We start from the raw sequence: 19788 nt of genomic DNA, 5'->3' as shown, positions 1-19788 counted from the left end.
TCACTGCTTTACTAGGGTCATAGTAAAGCAGTGAGTTGGCGCGTCACCGCGGGGGCGGCAGCGCAGGCACGCGCCACGTAGGCTGGTGTCGGCCATCTCCCTGCCACCGGAGCGCGCCTTGACCCTCACGTACTACCTCTACCTGTCGCACCTCAAGCTCGGGCTCCTCGCGGCGCAGGTCGCCCCCTCCGCGCAGCACGAGACCGAACTGGCCGTGGATCTGAAGGTGGTCCGCTACAGCCGCAAGGCGGTCCGGCCGGAGCGCCACGACCTCGACAAGCTGGAGAAGGTGATCCGGCACCTCCAGGACGCCGACCAGATCGGCACCGCGTTCGAGCCGGGCCCCTACTTCCAGGCCTGCCTGCCGATGCGCTGGCAGGTGTTCCCCACCGCCGGCATCGTGGTCTTCGCGGGGACCCTCGACGACCAGGTCATCGTGCTGGGCGGCTCGGCGTCGCACGTGATCGGCGGCGGCGACGCCGAACCGCTCGGATCGGTCCCGCCGTACCTGTTCCGCAAGCTTCAGGAACTGCGCCCGGAGCCGGGCGAGTTCGACGACGAGCGCCTTCACGAGGCTCTGGCGCAGATCGGGGACGCGCTCCCGGGGCCGACGCAACCGGTCGAGTTCGTCGCCAAGCGGCTGGCCGAGAAGTCGGGACCGAACGGCGCGTTGCTGGGCAGCCCGATCTACGTGGCGCTCGCCGACTAGGGCCTCGGGGTGGACGCGGGGGACGTGATCCGGTGGCGGCCGGGGGAGACCGTCCTCGACACGTTCCGCATCGAGGAGGTGGTCGAGACCGGCGGCATGGGTTTCGTGTACCGCGCCCGTCACCTCGGGTGGCACGTCGACCTCGCCGTGAAGACGCCGCGACCCGACCTGGCCGCCGCGTCCGGCATCCTCGACCTGCTCGCCCAGGAGGCACAGGCCTGGACCGATCTCGACCCTCACCCGAACGTGGTCGGCTGCGCCTACGTGCGACGCGTCGGCGCGTACCCGGTGATCTTCTCCGAATGGGTCGCCGGCGGCGACCTGACCGCGGCGGTGCGGGAGGGTCGCTGCCGCGACCTCCCGGCGGCGCTCGACGTCGCGATCCAGACGCTGCGCGGCATCGGGCACGCCCACGCCGCGGGCCTGGTGCATCAGGACATCAAGCCCTCGAACATCATGTACGACGGCGAGACGGCCCGGGTGACCGACTTCGGCACGGCCAAGGCGAAGGCGCACGCCCCGCAGGATCCGCAGGGATCCGCCGAGACCGCGTACGCGACGCTTGGCGGATTCACGCCGCAGTACTGCTCTCCCGAGCAGGTCGATCCGGACGGCCGGATCGGTCGGGCCAGCGACCTGTGGTCCTGGGCGCTGACGGTGATCGAGGTGCTGCACGGGCGTCGGCTCTGGGAGTGGGGCCACGACGGCGCGGACGCGCTGGCGGCGCTGCGCGCCGATCTCCCGGCGGCGCTGCGTGACCTGCTGGCGGGCTGCCTCGCGCGTGATCCCCGGTCGCGGATCAACGACACCGCCGAGGCGGAGGCCGTCCTCACCGCCGTGTACGCGGACCGCACGGGCGGCCCCTACCCGCGCTCCCACCAGGTCCCCCCGTCGCTGAAGGCCGACGGCCTGTCCAACAAGGCGTTGTCGCTGTGGGACCTCGGCGAGCAACGCCGGGCGATCGAGTTGTTCGAGCAGGCGAAGGCGATCGATCCGCACAACGTCCGGGCGGTCTACAACCACGGGCTGACCAGGTGGGCCGACGGGCTCGTCACCGACGAGACCCTGCTGTCGGAGCTGCGCGCCACCGGCGACTCGTGGGAGGCCGACCACCTCGCCGCGATGGTCCACCTGGAACGCGGCGACGGCGTCCTCGCGGAAAGGCACCTGGCCGAGGCGGACCGGAAGCATCCGGACTCACCCGAGATCACCGCTGCCCGCGAGCGCTGTGCCCGGCTGGCGCCGAGGGGCACGCTCGAGACGTTCGGGCAGTTCTCCGGCGAGGTCGTGGCGATGGCCTGCGACCACGACGCGACGCACGTGGTGGTGGCCGAGGCGTCCGGCCGGGTGCGGATCTGGGACGCCTTCGCCGGCCGGGTGGTCGGCGAGCTCGCCGATTCGGGTCGGACCCCCGTCGACGTCGCGATCGACCACGCCCGGGCGCGGGTCCTCGTCTGCTACCAGGACACCGGGGTCGAGCGGTGGCGCCTCACCGACGGCACCGCCGAACTCGAAGGCCGGCTGGACGGCGGAACAGCCGTGGCGCTCAGCCCGGAGGGCGGCTTCGCGGCCGTGGGCACGACCGACGGTCGCGTCCTCGTCGTCCGCACCGACACGTGGGAGTCGGTCGCCGACATCCAACCCCACGAGGGTCGGGTCACCCGGGTGATCCTCGCCCGGGACGCCGAGGTGTGCGTCTCCGCCTCACTGGGCCGCCGCCCCGACGTCGATCGCCGGGTGGAGCAGTGGTGGCCCCTGCGGCGTACGCGGATGCGCGGCCTGCAGATGCCGTCCGACGGAATGGACGATGACGACCGGAGGATCGCCCTGGCGGCGGACGGGTCGATCGTCCTGCGGCTCGGCTTCCGGTCCATGATGACGGTGGACCTGCGGGTCTGGGACGAGCCGCGTCGGTGGGAGGTTCCCTGGCTCCTCGGATACGACCTGCTCGGCGTCTCGGGCCGGGCCGGCTGGGCCCTGCTCGACCCCGGGACCGGCGACCTCCAGGTCCTGGAGCTGGCCATCCGCCGCTGCGTCCGCACCTTCCCGAAGGACTGGAAGCGCGGGTCGCATCGTGACGCGACCGTGTTCAGCGGCGACTGCGGATACGCCGTCATCGCCGAACGCGACGGCTACCGTGGCCGGACCTCGCTGTCGCGCCTCCCGATGCCGCTGCCCGGACATCTCGCCCCCTGGGCGTACGCGCCGCCTCGCCCGGTCGGCACCCTCGCCTCCGAGGAGCGCGCGTTCGACCAGGTCATGGCGCGCATCGAAGGGATGATCGCGGCCGGAGAGAGCGCGCGCGCGACCGACGCGATCCGCGAGGCCAGGACCATTCCCGGCTTCGCGCGCCATCCGCGGCTGCGGCGGGCCTCCCGGGACGCGGGCCGCGGCCGGCGACGCACCGGACTGGCCGGCATCTGGGTGGAGCAGGAACTGTCCGACGTGATGCTCGCCCACGGGGCCTTCGACGTCAGCGACAACGGGCGACTGTTCGCCTTTCCCGCGAACGTCGACGAGGTGGAGATCTTCGACCTGGAGACGCTGGAGAAGGCGGGCTCGGTGGTCGCGAGGCGGAACCCCGCCCGCGGCCTGCACTTCGCCCGGGCCGGGCGCGACCTGGTCATCCGCTACGCGGACGGGTCGGTCGCGTGCCACGACACCGCGACGTTCGAGCCGCGTCTCAAGATCGCCGGCGCCCTGCCCCGCGACGAGGGGGAGACGACATTCGACATCTCCGGCGACCTGCTGACGGTCGGGTTCGGACACGGGCTGGCGACGGTGTGGTCGCTGGAGGATGCGGCCTGCGTCGCGAAGATCCGCACCGGTGCCGGGACGATCCATGGCGTCACGGCGGACGAGAGGTCCCGCTCGATCGCGGTGCACCTGGCGACGGGCGACACGACAGGCGTGGAGGTCCGGTCGATCGACACCGGGAAGGTGGTGCGGACCTTCCCCGACGTCCACTCGCACACGGAGATCCGCTTCGCCTCCGGCGTGCTGCTGCTGGCCGAGATGACCCGCCTCACCGCGTGGCGGCCGGAGCGCCGGCGCCCGCTGTACCGCCTCGACGGGGTCAAGCACAGCTCGTCGGCGGACCTGGCCTTCGCCGACTCGCGTCGCCTCGCCGTCCTCGCCGGGATGGCGGGCTTCGTGGTCTGGCACACCGCGACCGGAGAGGTGGCGTTCGACGGGCGGGCCCTCGCGGAGCCCGATCTCCGCCCCGGAACCGAGGAGGTGGCGGTCTCCTCCGACGGTCGATACGCCGTGGCGGGAGACGGCGGGGACGAGACCGTCGACGTCTGGGACCTCCGCGCCCGGCGCCGGATCCGATCGCTGCGCGGTCACCCCGTCCGGGTGAACGCGATCCGCGCCGACGCCTCGTTCCGCACCATCGTCACCGGGGACCACCAGGGCAACGTCCGGGTCTGGGGCCTCGACTGGGACCACGGGAGTGATCGATGACATCCAAGTCCGACCTGCGGGCGAAGTTCCTGGCCAACCGGGAGCAGGTACGGTCCTGGCTGGATGCCTGGGAGATCCCGGAGATCGTGTGGACCGACGAATTCAACGAGATCCCGGCGCCCTGGGTCGTGCATGAGCGGGACGGGAGCGGTTGGCTCAAGAACCACGCACCCTTCCTGGACGCGTACCACTGGATGTTCGTCGGCCGGCCGCTCACCCCCGGGGTTCGCAAGGTGCAGGCCCGGTGGCACTTCGGGGCGGGACACCGGTTCGAGAAACTCGAACTGACGATCACCAGCGTCTGCGATCCCGGATACCTGGCCGAGAAGCTGGCGCTGGCGGTTCACCACGGCAGGTTGAAGGGGTGGCGGCAGGAGGACGCGCAACCTCTCTACCAGTGGCTGGTCGAAGGCGTGAACACCAGGCCCCTCGACGACGCCGTACGGGGCAACAAACGGTTGGGATTCATCCTGCTGAGCTTCACCCGCTTCCCGACCGGCGACGGCGACGTGGCCGTGTCGCTGACCGCCGTCGAGACCGATCGCGCGCTGGACGGCTCGCTACTCGACGACAACGGGGTCTCCATTCCCCCCGCACCCTGATCCACTCGTATTCCGACGAGGTGCGCGGCCGCAGGTAGGGCCCGCCCAACGCCATCAACCGTTCCACGTGGCCGGTCCACTCCGGTCGTAACGGGCTGACGATCATCGCGCCTCCTCGTTCGAGCGACGTGTCGTCGCCCACCGGTCGTCGTGGCCACCAACTCGCGCGCAGGGTGAGGAGCCGCGTTCCTGACCGAAACGTTGATCCACTTCGAGCGTCTGGTTGGCTGGCCGGACCACGCCCGGGACCACAGGAGCAAACCGGAGGAGCTGAGCATGGTGCTGACGATTGCGGAGCGCATCATCCAGGAGTTGATCCGCACCCGGGCGCCGCTCGACGACGACGAACTCGCGCGACGGCTGGGCGTGCGGCCCCGGCAGACGATCAACCAGGCATGTCGCAGGTTGGAGCAGGACCGCCGACTGCGCCGGTACACCGGCACCAGCGGCAAGATCGTGAACGAGATCCGGACCGAGCCGGCGGACGCGATCGTCGCGCAGGAGATTCTGCCCGAGCCGGCGGCGGGGGACAGCGCCACGCAGCGGCGGGCCGAGGGAGTCATGCTCGCCCTGCTGGGTGAACGTCTGGGAAAGGCCCTGCGGCCCCGCAGGTTCCTTCTGCCCGACGGCGCGCGGGTCGAGGTCGACGGCGCCGACGAGGGCCTCACCGTCCTTGTCGAGGCATGGGCGCATCAGGGGCCACCCAAGCCCGCGCAGAAGAACAAGGTTCTCGCCGACGCGATGCGACTGCTGTTCGTCGCCTCGACGCTTCCCGCGCGGCCCCGGATGGTGCTCTGCCTGTCCGACGAGGAAGCGGCTCGGCACTTCACCACCGCCCGATCCTGGGCTGCCGGCGCACTCCGAACCTTCCACATCCAGGTCGAGGTGGTCGAACTGCCACCCGAGATGCGAAGCGAGATCCTGGCCGCCCAGCGGCGTCAGTACCGCTGAACCCCTCGGACGTCCGCTGTAGGTATGCGCTGCGTCCACATGCCCTGAGCAGAATGGCTCGCCCGATGCCGCCGGCGGCGGGCAGGCTTCCGTCATGACCAGGGGCTTTAGCGGTGAGGTGGCTACCTACTACGCCCGGCATCGGCGCGGCTATCCGCCCCAGGTGCTCGACGCGCTCGCCGCGGCGTTCCACCTCGACGCCGAGGACACCGTGATCGATCTCGGCTGCGGTACCGGCCAGCTGAGCATCCCGCTCGCCGCCCGGGTGGGCGCGGTCGTCGGCGTGGATCCGGAGCCGGACATGCTGGCCCTCGCCCGACGCGCCGGCGTGGACGCCGGGACGACGAACGCCGCCTGGGTCCTCGGCGGTGACCGCGACCTACCCGCTCTGTCCCGGCTGCTCGGCGCCCGAACGGTCGGCGCGTTGACCGTCGCCGTCGCCATCCACTTCATGGACCGCGACACCCTGTTCGAGGCCGTGCGGCCGTCGCTGCGTCCCGGTGGCGGCATCGCCGTGGTCACCAACGGTGCGCCGCTGTGGCTGCAGGAAACCGCATGGTCGGCGGCCCTGCGAGGATGCCTGGAACGGCTGTTCGGCCATCCCGTCAGGGCGAGCTGCCAGACCGACGAGGCGGGCCGGCGTCGCAACCAGGAGGCGCTGGTCCGGGCCGGCTACCGGTACGCGGAGACATCGGTGGCGTACGACGCCCCGCTCACCGTCGACGGCATGGTCGGGGGCGTCTTCTCCGCCATGTCGGCGGACCGGCTGCCCTCCGTGCGGCGGCGGGCCGAGTTCGCCGCGGAGGTTCGTGAGGCTCTCGGCGGGAGCGACGAGGTCACGGAACGGGTCCGGGTCTGGCTGCAGTACGGCGTCCGTGACGCGTAGCCGCGCACATCCCGGGTCGGACCTCCACTCCGGAGCAGGTGGTATCCGCCAAGGCCCCAAGAGGTGGCGGGTGGAACGTCATGGGTGTCAAAAAGGGCCGCAGACACCCATGGCGTTCCACTCACTCGGTTTCTGCGGTTGTGCGATCTTCGGGTCAGCTCGCGAAGAGCATTCTCTGCGGAAAGTCGCCAGCACTGCGCCACGAGTTGACGATCTTGGCGGTGATGGCGCTGGCGGCGGCATTGAAGTCGCCGTCCTCGACAGTCGCCTCCAGGGTCTGTCGATCGATGACGAGGATGCGATCGAACCTGTCCTCGAACCCGAACTCGTATCGCACCTTGTGGGCCGGAGCTTCAACCCGACGTGCGGCCACCATCATGCCCATGTGGCTATTCTCCGTACCTTGAGTAGTCCTCGAACGTCGGGCCGGGAATCGCATCCTCCCAGTTCGAGACCTGATTCGCGGCGAGGTGAGCTTCTCGGTAGTCCGCGTCCGGGTGGGTCCGGTAGTACCTGGACTCCGCCAGCTCGTGCTCCAACAGCTTGAAGTCCTCCGGTAGGGGATCACCTCGGCGCAGACGCAACCAAGCTTCGGCCATCGGCGCGCTCGGATCGTACCGTTGACGGAGGATCCCACCGGCGTAGTCGTCCATCGGATGCTCCTCGAAGAAGATATGTCGCCGAATCTGCTCGACCTCCGCTGGTGAGAAGCCTCGAGATCCATCCAGTCGGGGAACGTCAGTGAGGTTGGCTGCGATCGTTGCAGCATCGTCCTGCTGCCGAATCGCCGCATAGGCGTCCCTGGCCCAGCCCTCCTGACGTTCATAGTCGGACAGGTTGCGTGGGCGGCTCGTATGCCCGCCATGGCTCCCGTCGACCGGGTTGTGTGGAGTTCCGGGCGAGGAAGTGGTGAGGCGGCTCAGTGCCTGCTTCAGCTTCTCGATCAGGTCGCCGAGCCGCCGTACCTCCGGCATCAGCCGCCGCAGGCTCGCCAACAACCCCCGCAACATCCGCGCGATCCGCGCTGCCCACGACGCCACCGTCGTGGTGACCTGCTCCACCACCACCGGCGTGGCCAGCCCGGCGCTGGCGACCAGTTCCGCCGCGTACACGATCAGGCGGGAGACGCAGGCGGCGATGGCGTCGCGGACCAGCAGCCGGACGGCGGCGATCAGGCCGGCGGCGCCCTCGGTGATCGCGGCCATCGCCTCGGCGCCCTGCGCCAGTCCGGTGACGGCCTGCTGCTGCTCGTTGGCCCAGTTCCGGTATCCGGTGCCGGCGGCGCCGGTCCAGCCGGCGACCTCGGTGCGGACCGCGTGGGCCAGGTCGGCGGCGTCCTCGCGCAGCGACGCGGCGACGTTGCGCCAGGTCTGTGCGTGCGCGGTGATCTCGGCGGGGTGGCCGGCGAGCCAGTCGAGGGCCTCGCTGAGCGGTTCGACGTGCTCGACGAGCCAGGCGATGCCGTATTGCAGGAGGGCGCTGACCGGGTCGGACACGATGGCGAGCGCGTCCAGGCCGGCGCTGACCACGCCGAGGCCGCCGTCGATCCAGCTGCCGGTGCGGACGCCCTGGGCGATGAGTTCGATGTCCTCGCAGATCCAGATGCCCGCCCAGGCACTGGGCCCGGTGTCCGCCGCGCCGGCGACCAGGGGGTTGGCGGTCACCGCCGGTGCCGCACCTGGTCGAGCAGGTGCGCGGCGTGGGTGTCGGAGGCGCGGTAGCGCTCGGCGCCGGTGCGGACCTTGCCGGCGGTGTCCCGGATCGACGTGGCCGCGCTGCCGAGGCCGTCGACCAGGGTGCGCTGGAGGCCGTCGAGCAGCACCGGCACGATCTGGCAGAGCTGCCCGTACGCGTCGGCGCCTAGTCGGACGTGCTGGCCGGCCTGGCGGGCGGTGTCGATGCTGTCGGCGCGGCGGTCGAGGTGGGCGGCGTGGGCGGTCAGGTCGTCCGGGTCGACCCGGATGATCTCACCGGCCGGCATCCGGCGGGCTCTGGTCGGGGTCGAGCCGCCGGCGGTGGGCCTCGACGATCGCCCGGGCGGCCGGGTCGTCCGCGCCGAGCGTCTCGGCGGTCGCCTCGGTGAGCCGGCGCAGCAGGTCGGCGCGGGCGGCCCGGGTGGTGGTCAGGACCTGCCGGGCGGTGTGTGCGGCGGAGTGCTGCCGGGTGCGTTCGTCGAGCCGCAGGTCGGCCAGCAGGCCGGACGCGTCGACGGTCACCTCGACCAGGCCGTCGTCACTGCGTGCGGCGCCGGTCAGCGCCTGCGTGCGCGCGGACAGGGCCTTGGCCCGCGTGGCCTGCTCGGCGAGGCCCGACTCCCACTCGTCGAGCCGGCGTGCCGCCGCGTCCAGCGCGGCCTCGTCCGCCCACATGGCCACCCTCCCCTGAGGACATCGGTGACCCTGACGATATCAACCGGTCGCGCTGCGTACCGCCCCTCAGGTGGCGCCTGACGCGAGCCGGGTGATCGCCGCCACCGACCGGTCCACGTCCACCTCCGTCGTGGTCGCGTTCGACACCGAGATCCGCATCAGTCGCCGCCCACGCCACGTCGTGCCGCCCACCCAGCACGTCCCGTCGGCCTGGGCCGCGGCCACCACCCGGTCGGTGTCCGCGTCGTCGCCGAAGCCGACCAGCACCTGGTTGAGGACCACGTCGTTGACCACCTCGAACCCGGCCGCGGCCAACCCGTCGGCGAACCGGCGGGCCAGCGCGCAGCAGCGCTCGACCAGCGCGGCGACGCCGTCGCGGCCCAGCTCCCGCAGGCCGGCCCAGGCCGCGAAGCCACGGGCGCGGCGCGAGGACTCCGCGGTCAGGTCCGCGCCCGCCGGCACCCCACCGGAACCCACGAGGTACGCGGCCGCGTACGACATGGCCGCCGCGTGCGTGTCCGGCCGGGCGCAGAACGCGAACGCGGTGTCGTACGGCAGGTTCAGCCACTTGTGGCCGTCGCAGGCCCACGAGTCGGCCGCCTCGATGCCGTCCACCAGGTGTCGGGTGGTCGGGGCGGCGGCGGCCCACAGCCCGAACGCGCCGTCCACGTGCACCCAGCCGCCGTGCCGGTGCACCAGGTCGCACGCCGTACGCAGCTCGTCGGACGCGCCGGTGTTCACGTTGCCGGCCTGAAGGCAGACGATGGTCGGGCCGGGGCCGCGCTCGCGCAGCGCCGCCGCCAGCGCGGCCGGGTCGACCGCGCCCTGCGGGCCGGCGGGCACCTCCCGGACCGCGTCCGTGCCGAGGCCGAGCAGGCGCAGCGACCGGTCCACGGTGGCGTGCCGTTCGGCGCCGGCGAGCACCCGCACCGGCGGCGCGCCGAGCAGGCCGCGTCGTTCCACGTCCCAGCCGGCGTCGGCGAGCACCTGGTGCCGGGCCGCGGCGAGCCCGGCCGTGTTGGCCGCCTGGCCGCCGGTGACGAACCCGACCGACGCCGACGGCGGGATGCCGAGCAGCTCCTTGAGCCAGGTGCCGGCGGCCGCCCCGGCGGCCACCGCGGCCGGCGAGGTGACCGCGTTGAACGCGATCTGGTCCCAGCCGGCGGCGAGCATGTCGGCGGCGGTGGCAGCCGGCGAGGCGCCACCGACCACGAAGCCGAAGTAGCGCGGCCCCGCGGTGGCGACCAACCCCGGCCCGGCGGCGGCCACCAGCTCGGCGACCTGCTCGGGCGGGGTGGGCGCGGCCGGCAGCGGGACGGCGAACGCCCGGTTCAGCGCGGCCTGGTCGACCGGCACCCCGACCGGCCGTTCCGGCAGCGACCGCCGGTAGTCGGCCGCGTGGTCGGCGGCCTGGCGGAACAGCTCCCGCAGCTCGTCCATCGCCGCACCCTAGCCCGGCCGCGGCTGATCCGCGCGTCCCGGGACGCTGCGGGCCACGGGCGGGGTGCCGTCGGGCAACCGCGCGTCGGTGCCGGTCGCCGGGACGCAGGTCGGTGCTGGGTCGTGTGCCGTCCGCGCAAGGTGGAGCGCCGCGGTGTCGGGCCGCCGGTCACGCCGCTCCGAGCGCGGCGTCGAGCCGGTCGAGGTGCGCGGCGACCGGGCCGGCGGTGAGCATGCCGCTGCCGGCGCCGGCCAGCTCGCGCGCCGCCGGGGCGAGCGCGGACCGGGCCCGCCGCATCGCGGCCCGATCGCCGAGCGCCATCGCGGCCCGGCCGGTGAGCGTCCACAACGCCTCCAGCAGCAGGTCGCGCGGCGGCGTCGGGGTCCGGCGCAGCGCGGCGGCGGCGTCGGCGCGGCGGTCGGCGGCGAGCAGCACGAGCGGCCGGGCCCAGGGCGCGTACGGGCCCCAGTCGGTGTCGTCGGGGAAGTCGGCCGGGAGGTCGTGCCACACCCGCAGGCAGAGCAGCGCCAGCGGGAGCAGGCCCCGCTCGACGCCGGGCATGCCGCAGCCGGCCAGGCGGGTGGCGGCGGCCCGGTAGGCGGCCTCCGCCGTCGGGTAGGGCGCGCCGGTCGCCGCGGTGCGCATGGCCCGGTACCAGGTGGTGAACACGCCGGTGAGCGGGGACTCGTGCCGGGTGGCGAGCCGGTCCGCGGCGTCGGCGTGCGCGTCGGCGGCGGCGAGGTCGGCGAGCGCGCCGCGGGCCTGCATCCGGATCAGGCGGCCGAGGATCTCGACCGGGGCCAGGCCGTGCCGGGCGGCCAGGGTGACCAGCTCCGCGCCGGTCGCGTCCCGCTCGGCGGCCAGCCCGGCGCGGTGGAACGTCTGCATGAACACGCCGTTGAGCGCCTGGGCCAGCAGCGCCGGGTCGGCGAGGCGGCGGGCGATCGCCTCGGCCTGCCGGGCCGCCTCGGGTCCGCGTGCCGACGGCAGTCCGCGGGACTCGACCGCGACGGTGGCGAGCAGCCGGGCCCGGGTCGCCTCCGGCGCGTCCGGGCCCAGCCGGGCCAGCGCCCGCTCCGCCGCCGCCACCACTCGGGTCGCCTGCTCCGGGTCGTCCGACCGGGCCCAGATCGCGGGCACGTCGTACCCGCCGATCACCCGGGCGGTGAGGTCCGGGTCGCCGAGCTGCTCGGCCGCGTCGATGGCGGCGACCCGCTGGTCGCGGGCCGCCTCCAGGCCGTCCGGTCCGGTCACCGCGAGGCTGCGCAACAGCCCGACGGTGGACTCCAGCCGGGCCCGCGCCCCGGGCACCACGCTGCGTTCGTACGCGGCGGCGGCCTCCGCCCACACCCGCGCAGGCCCGGCCGGCTCCGGGTCGGCCTGGCATCTCAGGTCGGTTTCCAACCGGCGCAGCCGCGGGCCGGGGTCCAGGCCGAGCTGGTCGCGCAGCCGCTCGCGGGCCCGGCGCAGCACGGCCAGCGCGTCGGCCTGCCGCCCGGCGCGGTAGAGGGCCAGCGCCAGCAGCCGCCAGCCGTCCTCCCGCCACGGATGGTCCGCCACGTGGGCGTCCAGGTCGGGTACGGCGTCGGCGGCCCGCCCGAGCGCGAGCAGCGCCTCGGCGCGCCGTTCCACCGCGGTCAGCCGCAGCTGGTCGAGGCGGGCGCGTTCGGCGCGCGCCCACGGCTGGTCGAAGCCGGCGTAGCCGGGTCCGCGCCACCAGCCCAGCGCGGCGTCGAGACGGTCGAGCGTCGAGCGGGGGAGCGCGTCGGCGGTGGTGGTGACGGCGTCGGCGAACCGCCAGGCGTCGACCGCGTCCGGGGCGGCGCGCAGCGCGTACCCCGGTCCGTCGGTGACCAGCAGCCGGGCCGGCTCGCGCGGCGCGCGTTGCGGTTCCAGGCGGCGGCGCAGCGCCGCCACGAACGTGCGGACCGCGCCGACCGCGCCCGCCGGCGGGTCCTCCCACAGGTCGTCGACGAGGTGGTCGACCGGCACCACCCGGCCCCGGGCCACGATCAGCCGGGCCAGCACGGCACGGTGCCGGGGACCCTTCAGGTCGACCGCTGCGCCGGCGCCGTCCCAGGCCGTCACCGGGCCGAGCACACCGAAGCTGACAGGCACCGACCCCTCCTTGACCGGGGCCACCGTATCGCGCTCATCGGTTGCTCATCCGGCGCCGCCACGCTTGGCCGGTACGACGAGGCAGAGAGGCACCGAGATGACCATTGGCATCACCGGATTCGACTACCAGCGGGTCACCGTCGCCGACGGCGTGGCGCTGAACGTGGCGCTGGGCGGCTCCGGCCGCCCGATCATGCTGCTGCACGGCTTCCCGCAGACCCACCTGATGTGGCGGCACGTCGCCGCCGACCTGGCCGCCGACCACACCGTGATCTGCCCGGACCTGCGCGGGTACGGCGCCAGCGACAAGCCGCCCGCGCACGGCGAGGACACGTACGCGAAGCGGACCATGGCCGCCGACGTGGTGGCGCTGGCCCGGGCGCTCGGCCACGCGCGGTTCGCGCTGGCCGGGCACGACCGGGGCGCGCTGGTCGCGGTGCGCGCCGGCCTGGACCATCCGGACGTGGTCACCCACCTGGCGTCGCTGGACGTGCTGCCCACCCTCGACATGTGGGACGTGCTGCACGGGGCGTCGGCGGCGGTGGCGTTCCACCTGTACCTGATGGCGCAGCCGCCCGGTCTGCCCGAGCGGATGATCTCCGCCAGCGCGGACGCGTTCTTCGGTCACTTCCTCGACGCGTGGGGCACCGACCCGGCGGCCATCGGAGCGGACGTGCGCGCCGAGTACCTGCGGGCCTCCCGGGAGGCGGTCGACTCGATCGTCGCCGACTACCGGGCGTCGGCCGGGATCGACGTGGCGCACGACCGGGCGGACCGGGACGCGGGCCGCCGGCTGGCCATGCCGGTGACCGTGGTCCAGCAGGACTGGGGCGCGGCGCTCGGCTACGACGCGGAGGCGATCTGGCGGGCCTGGGCGCCGGACCTGGAGCACCGCACCACCACCGCCGGGCACTTCATGGCCGAGGAGGCGCCGGCGGAGATCAGCGCGGCGCTGCGGGCGCTCCTGAAGCGGTAGCGTGTGCTCTACCGTACGTTGTACGGTAAAGCGACGACACCACGGAGGAGGCGACCCGGTGGAACACGCGATCATCGCGGAAGGGCTGCGCAAGCGGTACGGGGACACGGCCGCGCTGGACGGATTCGACCTGCGGGTGCCACCCGGCACGGTCTGCGGGCTGCTCGGCCCCAACGGAGCCGGCAAGACCACGGCGGTACGGATCCTGGCCACGCTGCTGCGGTTCGACGCCGGCCGGGCCGAGGTGGCCGGCCTCGACGTGGCCCGCCAGGCCGAGCGGGTGCGCTACCGCATCGGCCTGGTCGGCCAGCGTCCGGCCGTCGACGAGGCGCTCAGCGGCCGGGAGAACCTGGTGATCTTCGGTCGCCTGTTCCACCTCGGCCGGGCGCAGTCCCGGCGGCGCGCCGCCGAGCTGCTGGAGCGGTTCGGGCTGGCCGACGCCGGCGGCGCGCCGGTGCGGACGTACTCGGGCGGGATGCGCCGCCGGCTCGACCTGGCCGCCGGCATGATCCGCACGCCGTCCGTGCTCTTCCTCGACGAGCCCACCACGGCACTGGACCCGCGCGGGCGCAACGAGGTGTGGGAGTCGGTCCGGGACCTGGTCCGGGCCGGCACCACCGTGCTGCTCACCACGCAGTACCTGGACGAGGCCGACCAGCTCGCCGACCGCGTCTGCGTGCTCGACGCCGGCCGGGTCATCGCCGAGGGCACCCCGGACGCGCTCAAGTCTCGCCTCGGCGGCGACCGGATCGACCTGGTCGTCCGCGACGCCGGCGACCTCGCCACGGCAGCCGACCGGCTGCGCCGGGTGGCCACCGCCGACCCGGTCGTCGACAGGGACCGCCGCGCGGTCAGCGCCCAGGTCGACGACCGGGCCGGCGCGCTGACCGAGGTGCTGCGCGCGTTCGACGCCGACGGGGTGACCGTGGCGGACGTGGCGCTGCGCCGCCCCACCCTCGACGAGGTGTTCCTCCGGCTCACCGGCCGGCCCGGCCCGGCCGCCGAGCGCGCCGACGACACCGTGCAGGCGCCCGCGTGAGCGCCGCCACGGCCGCGCCGGCGCCCGGACGCCCGTCCCTGGCCGGCGACAGCCTCACCCTCACCTGTCGGGCGCTCGCGCACTGGCGTCGCGACCCCGGCCCGCTCGCCGGGGCGCTGGCCTTCGACATCCTGATCGTGCTGATGTTCGCCTACCTGTTCGGCGGTGCGCTCCAGGTGCCCGGCGGCGGCAGCTACCGGGAGTTCCTGATGCCCGGCATGTTCGCCATGACCATGCTCTTCGGCATCAGCCAGACCACAATGGCGGTCTCCGGCGACGCCGAACGCGGCGTCACCGACCGGCTCCGGTCGATGCCGGTGTCCCGGCTCGCCCCGCTGCTCGGCCGGGCGCTGGCCGACATGCTGTTCGCGGTGGTGACGCTCGCGGTCATGCTGCTCGCCGGCCTGGCCGTGGGCTGGCGGGCCCACGGCGGCCCGGGGGACACGCTCGCCGCGCTCGGACTGATCCTGCTGCTGCGCTTCGCGCTGACCTGGGTGGGCATCTACCTCGGCCTGGTGACCAACGGCGCGGGCGCGGTGACCGCCGTGCAGACGCTGGAGTTCCCGCTCGGCTTCCTGTCCAGCGCGTTCGTGGCGCCGTCGACCATGCCGGCCTGGCTCGGCGCGGTCGCCGAGTGGAACCCGCTGTCGGCGACCGTCGGCGCCACCAGGGAACTGTTCGGCAACCCGGGCTGGGGCGGCGAGGGCTGGGTGGCCGCGCACCACCCGCTGCTTGCCGTGCTCTGGCCGCTGGCCCTGGTCGCCGTGTTCGTGCCGCTGTCGCTGCGCCGCTACCGCGCGCTGGGCGGCTGAACCCCGCCGGCGGGGGCGGCCCCACCGCCCCCGCCGGCGAGGACGACCAACTGTCGGGTGGCCCGGGTCATCGCGACGTAGCGGTCCACCGCCCCGGAGATCCCGTCGCCGAACGCCTCCGGTTCGACCAGCACCACCAGGTCGAACTCCAGCCCTTTGGCCAGCTCCGGGGTCAACGACCGGACCCGGGCCGACGCCGGGAACGTGGGCTCGCCGATGACGCACGCGACCCCCTCGGCGTGCTCGGCGAGCCAGCTCCGCACCACCTCGTGCAGCTCCGCGCGGGCGCCGTGGCGCACCGGCAGGTCCCCGGTGCGGATGGACGTCGGCACGTTGGCGTCCGGCAGCACCGCCCGGATGACCGGCTCGGCCTCCGCCATCACCTGCGCCGGCGTGCGGTAGTTGACGGTCAGCGAGGCCAGCTCGATCCGGTCGAACCCGACCCGCTCCAGGCGCTGCCGCCACGACTCGGTGAACCCGTGCCGGGCCTGCGCCCGGTCGCCGACCACGGTGAAGCTGCGCGACGGGCAGCGCAGCAGCAGCATCTGCCACTCGGCGTCGGTCAGCTCCTGCGCCTCGTCCACCACCACGTGCGCGAACGGCCCGGCCAGCAGGTCCGCCTCGGCGACCGCCAGCACGCTTTCGTCGATCAGGCTGGTGCGCATGTCCTCGCCGTACAGCATGGTCATCAGCCCCTCGCCGTCGTCGTAGGCGTGCGACGCGATCAGCGCGTCCACGACGGTGTCCATCCGCTCCCGCTGCGCGGCGAGGGCCGCCGCGTCGCGGCGGCGCCGCCGGGACGCCTCCGGGTCGCCGACCCGCCGGCGCGCCGCGTCCAGCAGCGGCAGGTCGGCCACCGTCCAGGCCCGGGCGTCGGCCCGTCGCAGCGTACGAATCTCGTCGACGCTCAGCCACGGGGCGCACCGGCGCAGATAGGCCGGCACGGACCACAGGTCCGCGACCACGTCGGCCGGGTCGAGCAGCGGCCACGCCCGACCGAACGCGCCCACCAGCTCGCGGTTGCCCGCCAGCGACCGGCGCACCGCGTGCTCCGGCTCATCGCCGTCGTAGCGTTCCAGCAGGATGGTGAGCAGCTCCTCCCAGACGTCGTCGCGGGCCTCGTTGTGCGCGGCGCCGGGGCCGGCCGCCGCGAACGCCTCCGCCCAGTCGCCGGCGGTCAGCCGCAGGTCGGCGTCCTCCACCGCGATCGTCATCGCCGCCGCGGGCGGCTCCTCGTAGAACCGCACCGCCGCCTCGACCGCGCCGACCAGCCCGGCGGACGCCTTCAGCCGGGCCACCTCCGGGTCCGTCTCGGCCGTCGCCGCCGCCCCCTCGGGTACCAGGTCACGCAGCGTGCAGATCTGCACCTCCTCCTCGCCGAGGCTGGGCAGGACGTCGGAGACATAGCTCAGGTAGGGCTGGTGCGGGCCGACGAACAGCACCCCGCCCCGGCGCTCGCCCAGACGCGGGTCGGCGTGCAGCAGGTACGCGGTGCGGTGCAGCGCGACGACCGTCTTGCCGGTGCCCGGCCCGCCGTCGACCACCAGCACGCCCCGGGAGCCGGCCCGGATGATGGCGTCCTGGTCGGCCTGGATGGTGCCGAGCACGTCGCGCATCCGGGCCGACCGGGTGCCGCCGAGGCTGGCGACGAACGCGGACTGGTCGTCGAGGGCGGCGTGCCCGACGAGCCCGTCGGCGGTGAACACCTCGTCCCAGTAGTCGGTGATCCGGCCACCGGTCCAGCGGTAGCGGCGGCGGCTCGTCAGGCCCATCGGGTTGGCGTGGGTGGCGCCGAAGAACGGCTCGGCGGCGGGGGAGCGCCAGTCCAGCAGCAGCCGTCCGCCCGCGCCGTCGGTGAGACCGAGCCGCCCCACGTACACCGGCTCGGCGCCGTCCGCGCCGACCATCCGACCGAGACACAGGTCCAGGCCGTAACGGCGCAGGGTACGCAGCCGTGCGCTCAACCGGCGTACCTCCTGGTCCCGGTCGACGGCCTGCCGGCCCCTGCCGCCGGCGGCCCGGCGCTCGGCGTCGAGCCGGTCGGACAGCTCGGCGATCGACCGCCGCAGGCTCTCCGCGATGACCGCGAAGTGCCGCTCGTCCTCGGCGATCAGGTTCGGATCGGTTTTCGCCGTGAGGCGCTCGGGGAGATCGAAGACGCTGGTGGTGGACGGATTCACGTGCTCGGCTCCGATCTGCGGACAGGCGTGGGCCTCCGCTCTTCGCGGCTCTTTTCCGGTGCGAGGAATGGGCTTCGGCCGGCAATTCTGCGTCACCACCCGGGGCTTGCCGCAAGACCGGGGGTGCGCTATATGTTGGTAGTGGCGGGAGAACCCGCCATTCTTCTTGCGCTCGTCCCGTCAACCGCGTGTGGATTTCCGCGGCCGGTAGGATGACGGCACCATGTCGACCGACCGCAGGCGCAAGGCCGACCCCGCCCGCAGCCTGGCCATCCTCTGGCGCACCCGGGAGCCGGCGAGCCGTGGCGCCGGGCCCGGCCTGAGCGTCGACCGGATCGTGCGGACGGCCGTCGAGATCGCCGACGCCGAGGGCATCGACGCGCTCACCATGCGCCGGGTCAGCGAGGCGCTCGGGGTCGGCACCATGTCCGTCTACACCTACGTGCCGGGCAAGGCCGAGCTGCTCGACGTCATGGTCGACGCCGTCCTCGGCGACCTGCCCCGCCCGGCCGACGTGCCGGGCGGCTGGCGCGGGCGGCTGGAACGCATCGCCCGGGACAACCTGGCGCTCTACCGGGCCCACCCGTGGCTGCTGCGCGCCGAGACCACCCGGCCGGTGCTCGGCCCCAACGTGCTCGCCAAGTACGACCACGAGCTGCACGCCGTGGCCGACATCGGGCTCGACGACGTGGAGATGGACGCCGTGCTCACCCTCGTGCTCGGGCACGCCAAGAGCGCGGCCCGCGCCGCCCTCGACGTGGTCGAGCTGGAGCGGGAGACCGGGATGACCGACGACCAGTGGTGGCAGACGCACGCCCCCTGGCTGGAGAAGTTCATGACCACCGGCAGCTACCCGTTGGCCGCCCGGGTCGGCACCGCCGCCGGCATGGCGCACGGCGCGGCGTACGGACCGGACCACGCGTTCGAGTTCGGCCTCCAGCGGGTGCTCGACGGCATCTCGGTGGTGGTCGCCGAGCGCGCGGCGGGCGGCTGACGCGCCGCTATGGTGATCGCATGATCACCTGCGTGGTGCACTACACCATCGATCCCGGGCAGATCGAGGCGTTCGAACGTTTCGCCCGCGCCTGGATGCGGCTGGTGCGGCGGCGCGGCGGCGTGCACCACGGCTACTTCCTGCCGGCCGAGGGCGCCAGCGACCGGGCCGAGGCGCTGTTCACAGGGGGTGGGGGGTGGGCGGCGGCGGTGTAGCGGCGGGCCAGGTGGGCGAAGGCGGCACGCAGCTCGGGCGGGCCGACCACCTCGATGTCGGCGTCGTAGCGGCCGAGTACGGCGGCCAGGCCCGGCCAGGACCAGGCGCCCAGCACCAGCCGGCAGCGATCCGGGCCGAGTTCCTCGACGACGCCGTCGCGGGTCCACGTGGAGACCGTCCGGGCGGGCAGGTCGAGGATCACCTCGCCCCGGCACGGCCAGTCGCCGGGGCCGGTCGCGCCGGTGAACCGGCCGGCGACGAACGCGGCCACGTCCCCGCCGGGCAGCTCGCGGGGGGTGAACCGAGGGCCGGTGGGCGTACGCGGGGTGATCCGGTCGACGCGGAACGTGCGCCAGTCGGCGCGGTCCAGGTCCCACGCCACCAGGTACCAGCGCCCGCCCCAGGTGACCAGGTGGTGCGGCTGCACCCGCCGTGGCGGCGGCATCCCGTCGGCCGGGGCGGCGGTCGGCGCCGACGGATAGTCGAAGCGCAGTTCCTCGCGGGCGTGCACGGCGGCGCTGAGCGTCATCAGCAGGGCGGGCTCGACGCGGGGTTTCGTGGCGGCGCCGGCCCGTTGCACGGCGACGACCCGCAGGGCGTCGACGCGGTGGCGCAGCCGTGCCGGCATCACCTGCCGCACCGTGGTCAGCGCCCGCGCGGCGGCCTCCTCGATGCCGGTGACGGTGGTGGCGGCGGTCTGCAACGCCACCGTGAGCGCGACGGCCTGCTCGTCGTCGAAGAGCAGCGGCGGCAGCGCCGAGCCGGCGCCCAACCGGTAGCCCCCGTCCGGGCCCTTGGCGCTCGCGATCGGGTAGCCCAGCTCGCGCAGCCGGTCGACGTCGCGGCGCACGGTGCGCGGGCTGACCCCGAGCCGGTCGGCCAGCACCGCGCCCGGCCAGTCGCGGCGGGCCTGCAACAGGGACAGCAGGGAGAGCAGTCGCGCGGAGGTGGTCGGCATGGCACGCATTCTGCCGGCAGAAGCGGACACAACCTGACCGCTACGGCTGCGAGCGTGTGCCCGTACCCGAAA

The 19788-nt window shown here is 74.0% G+C and carries 18 protein-coding genes; 10 read left to right on the top strand and 8 right to left on the bottom strand.

Features of this window, described 5'->3' with window-relative positions; translation table 11 throughout:
* Positions 1 to 118: 118 nt before the first annotated feature.
* From ACGFI2_RS10420 to ACGFI2_RS10400, 5 genes are all read left to right on the top strand, one after another.
* On the top strand, positions 119 to 709 hold the full coding sequence (locus ACGFI2_RS10420; RefSeq protein ID WP_393513802.1) for a DUF7019 family protein: 591 nt from the start codon (positions 119 to 121) through the stop codon (positions 707 to 709).
* Positions 710 to 718: 9 nt separating this feature from the next.
* Positions 719 to 4174, top strand: coding sequence for a protein kinase (locus tag ACGFI2_RS10415; protein WP_393513799.1), 3456 nt, complete (start codon positions 719 to 721; stop codon positions 4172 to 4174).
* A complete protein-coding gene (locus ACGFI2_RS10410) occupies positions 4171 to 4776 on the top strand; it encodes a hypothetical protein (protein ID WP_393513796.1) in 606 nt (201 codons plus the stop codon). Before ACGFI2_RS10415 ends, ACGFI2_RS10410 begins: the two co-directional genes overlap by 4 nt.
* A gap of 201 nt (positions 4777 to 4977) precedes the next feature.
* On the top strand, positions 4978 to 5727 hold the full coding sequence (locus tag ACGFI2_RS10405; RefSeq protein WP_393513793.1) for a hypothetical protein: 750 nt from the start codon (positions 4978 to 4980) through the stop codon (positions 5725 to 5727).
* Positions 5728 to 5821: 94 nt separating this feature from the next.
* Positions 5822 to 6613, top strand: coding sequence for a class I SAM-dependent methyltransferase (locus ACGFI2_RS10400; protein WP_393513790.1), 792 nt, complete (start codon positions 5822 to 5824; stop codon positions 6611 to 6613).
* Between the two features lie 154 nt (positions 6614 to 6767).
* On the opposite strand, the gene ACGFI2_RS10395 is transcribed toward ACGFI2_RS10400, so the two are convergent.
* From ACGFI2_RS10395 to ACGFI2_RS10370, 6 genes are all read right to left on the bottom strand, one after another.
* A complete protein-coding gene (locus tag ACGFI2_RS10395; protein ID WP_393513787.1) occupies positions 6768 to 6998 on the bottom strand; it encodes a hypothetical protein in 231 nt (76 codons plus the stop codon).
* Positions 6999 to 7002: 4 nt separating this feature from the next.
* Positions 7003 to 8277, bottom strand: a complete 1275-nt coding sequence (locus ACGFI2_RS10390; protein WP_393513784.1) for a WXG100 family type VII secretion target — start codon at positions 8275 to 8277, stop codon at positions 7003 to 7005.
* A complete protein-coding gene (locus ACGFI2_RS10385; protein WP_393513781.1) occupies positions 8274 to 8594 on the bottom strand; it encodes a type VII secretion target in 321 nt (106 codons plus the stop codon). The genes ACGFI2_RS10390 and ACGFI2_RS10385 overlap by 4 nt, the downstream gene beginning before the upstream one ends.
* Positions 8581 to 8982 carry a YbaB/EbfC family nucleoid-associated protein gene (locus ACGFI2_RS10380; protein ID WP_393513778.1) on the bottom strand — a complete coding sequence of 134 codons (402 nt, stop codon included), beginning with the start codon at positions 8980 to 8982 and terminating at the stop codon, positions 8581 to 8583. The genes ACGFI2_RS10385 and ACGFI2_RS10380 overlap by 14 nt, the downstream gene beginning before the upstream one ends.
* A gap of 66 nt (positions 8983 to 9048) precedes the next feature.
* The gene (locus ACGFI2_RS10375) at positions 9049 to 10422 is read right to left on the bottom strand and encodes a pyridoxal phosphate-dependent decarboxylase family protein (protein ID WP_393513775.1); all 1374 of its coding nucleotides are present in this window, start codon (positions 10420 to 10422) and stop codon (positions 9049 to 9051) included.
* A gap of 169 nt (positions 10423 to 10591) precedes the next feature.
* Entirely contained in the window at positions 10592 to 12541 is a 1950-nt protein-coding gene (locus tag ACGFI2_RS10370) for a BTAD domain-containing putative transcriptional regulator (RefSeq protein ID WP_393513772.1), read from the bottom strand.
* A 97-nt stretch (positions 12542 to 12638) separates the two neighbouring features.
* Here ACGFI2_RS10370 and ACGFI2_RS10365 point away from each other — a divergent pair, with 97 nt between their 5' ends.
* Genes ACGFI2_RS10365 through ACGFI2_RS10355 form a run of 3 tightly spaced genes read left to right on the top strand, consistent with a single transcriptional unit; the run spans position 12639 to position 15368 of the window.
* On the top strand, positions 12639 to 13517 hold the full coding sequence (locus ACGFI2_RS10365; protein ID WP_393513769.1) for an alpha/beta fold hydrolase: 879 nt from the start codon (positions 12639 to 12641) through the stop codon (positions 13515 to 13517).
* A gap of 58 nt (positions 13518 to 13575) precedes the next feature.
* On the top strand, positions 13576 to 14556 hold the full coding sequence (locus tag ACGFI2_RS10360) for an ATP-binding cassette domain-containing protein (protein WP_393513766.1): 981 nt from the start codon (positions 13576 to 13578) through the stop codon (positions 14554 to 14556).
* Positions 14553 to 15368: an ABC transporter permease gene (locus ACGFI2_RS10355; protein WP_393513763.1), complete on the top strand. Its 816-nt coding sequence runs from the start codon at positions 14553 to 14555 to the stop codon at positions 15366 to 15368. Before ACGFI2_RS10360 ends, ACGFI2_RS10355 begins: the two co-directional genes overlap by 4 nt.
* On the opposite strand, the gene helR is transcribed toward ACGFI2_RS10355, so the two are convergent.
* Positions 15347 to 17548 carry an RNA polymerase recycling motor ATPase HelR gene (helR, locus tag ACGFI2_RS10350; RefSeq protein ID WP_393513761.1) on the bottom strand — a complete coding sequence of 734 codons (2202 nt, stop codon included), beginning with the start codon at positions 17546 to 17548 and terminating at the stop codon, positions 15347 to 15349. The two genes, ACGFI2_RS10355 and helR, sit on opposite strands and share 22 nt — an antisense overlap.
* A 223-nt stretch (positions 17549 to 17771) precedes the next feature.
* Here helR and ACGFI2_RS10345 point away from each other — a divergent pair, with 223 nt between their 5' ends.
* Complete coding sequence (locus ACGFI2_RS10345; protein ID WP_393513758.1) at positions 17772 to 18542, top strand: TetR/AcrR family transcriptional regulator; 771 nt, start codon at positions 17772 to 17774, stop codon at positions 18540 to 18542.
* A 20-nt stretch (positions 18543 to 18562) separates the two neighbouring features.
* On the top strand, positions 18563 to 18757 hold the full coding sequence (locus tag ACGFI2_RS10340; RefSeq protein ID WP_393513755.1) for an NIPSNAP family protein: 195 nt from the start codon (positions 18563 to 18565) through the stop codon (positions 18755 to 18757).
* On the opposite strand, the gene ACGFI2_RS10335 is transcribed toward ACGFI2_RS10340, so the two are convergent.
* Positions 18676 to 19716 carry a helix-turn-helix transcriptional regulator gene (locus tag ACGFI2_RS10335; RefSeq protein WP_393513753.1) on the bottom strand — a complete coding sequence of 347 codons (1041 nt, stop codon included), beginning with the start codon at positions 19714 to 19716 and terminating at the stop codon, positions 18676 to 18678. The genes ACGFI2_RS10340 and ACGFI2_RS10335 overlap by 82 nt on opposite strands.
* Positions 19717 to 19788 lie beyond the last annotated feature (72 nt).

Source organism: Micromonospora sp. NPDC049282 (assembly GCF_043197045.1).
GTDB lineage: Bacteria > Actinomycetota > Actinomycetes > Mycobacteriales > Micromonosporaceae > Micromonospora.
The sequence above is the reverse complement of the archived record's forward strand: the minus strand, read 5'-3'. Positions and strand labels throughout refer to the sequence as shown.

Coding starts and splice junctions, on each gene's coding strand:
- ACGFI2_RS10340 (WP_393513755.1), top strand. CDS start 18,563: ATGATCACCTGCGTGGTGCACTACACCATCGATCCCGGGCAGATCGAG.
- ACGFI2_RS10395 (WP_393513787.1), bottom strand. CDS start 6,998: ATGGGCATGATGGTGGCCGCACGTCGGGTTGAAGCTCCGGCCCACAAG.
- ACGFI2_RS10335 (WP_393513753.1), bottom strand. CDS start 19,716: ATGCCGACCACCTCCGCGCGACTGCTCTCCCTGCTGTCCCTGTTGCAG.
- ACGFI2_RS10365 (WP_393513769.1), top strand. CDS start 12,639: ATGACCATTGGCATCACCGGATTCGACTACCAGCGGGTCACCGTCGCC.
- ACGFI2_RS10380 (WP_393513778.1), bottom strand. CDS start 8,982: ATGTGGGCGGACGAGGCCGCGCTGGACGCGGCGGCACGCCGGCTCGAC.
- ACGFI2_RS10400 (WP_393513790.1), top strand. CDS start 5,822: ATGACCAGGGGCTTTAGCGGTGAGGTGGCTACCTACTACGCCCGGCAT.
- ACGFI2_RS10375 (WP_393513775.1), bottom strand. CDS start 10,422: ATGGACGAGCTGCGGGAGCTGTTCCGCCAGGCCGCCGACCACGCGGCC.
- ACGFI2_RS10410 (WP_393513796.1), top strand. CDS start 4,171: ATGACATCCAAGTCCGACCTGCGGGCGAAGTTCCTGGCCAACCGGGAG.
- ACGFI2_RS10385 (WP_393513781.1), bottom strand. CDS start 8,594: ATGCCGGCCGGTGAGATCATCCGGGTCGACCCGGACGACCTGACCGCC.
- ACGFI2_RS10345 (WP_393513758.1), top strand. CDS start 17,772: ATGTCGACCGACCGCAGGCGCAAGGCCGACCCCGCCCGCAGCCTGGCC.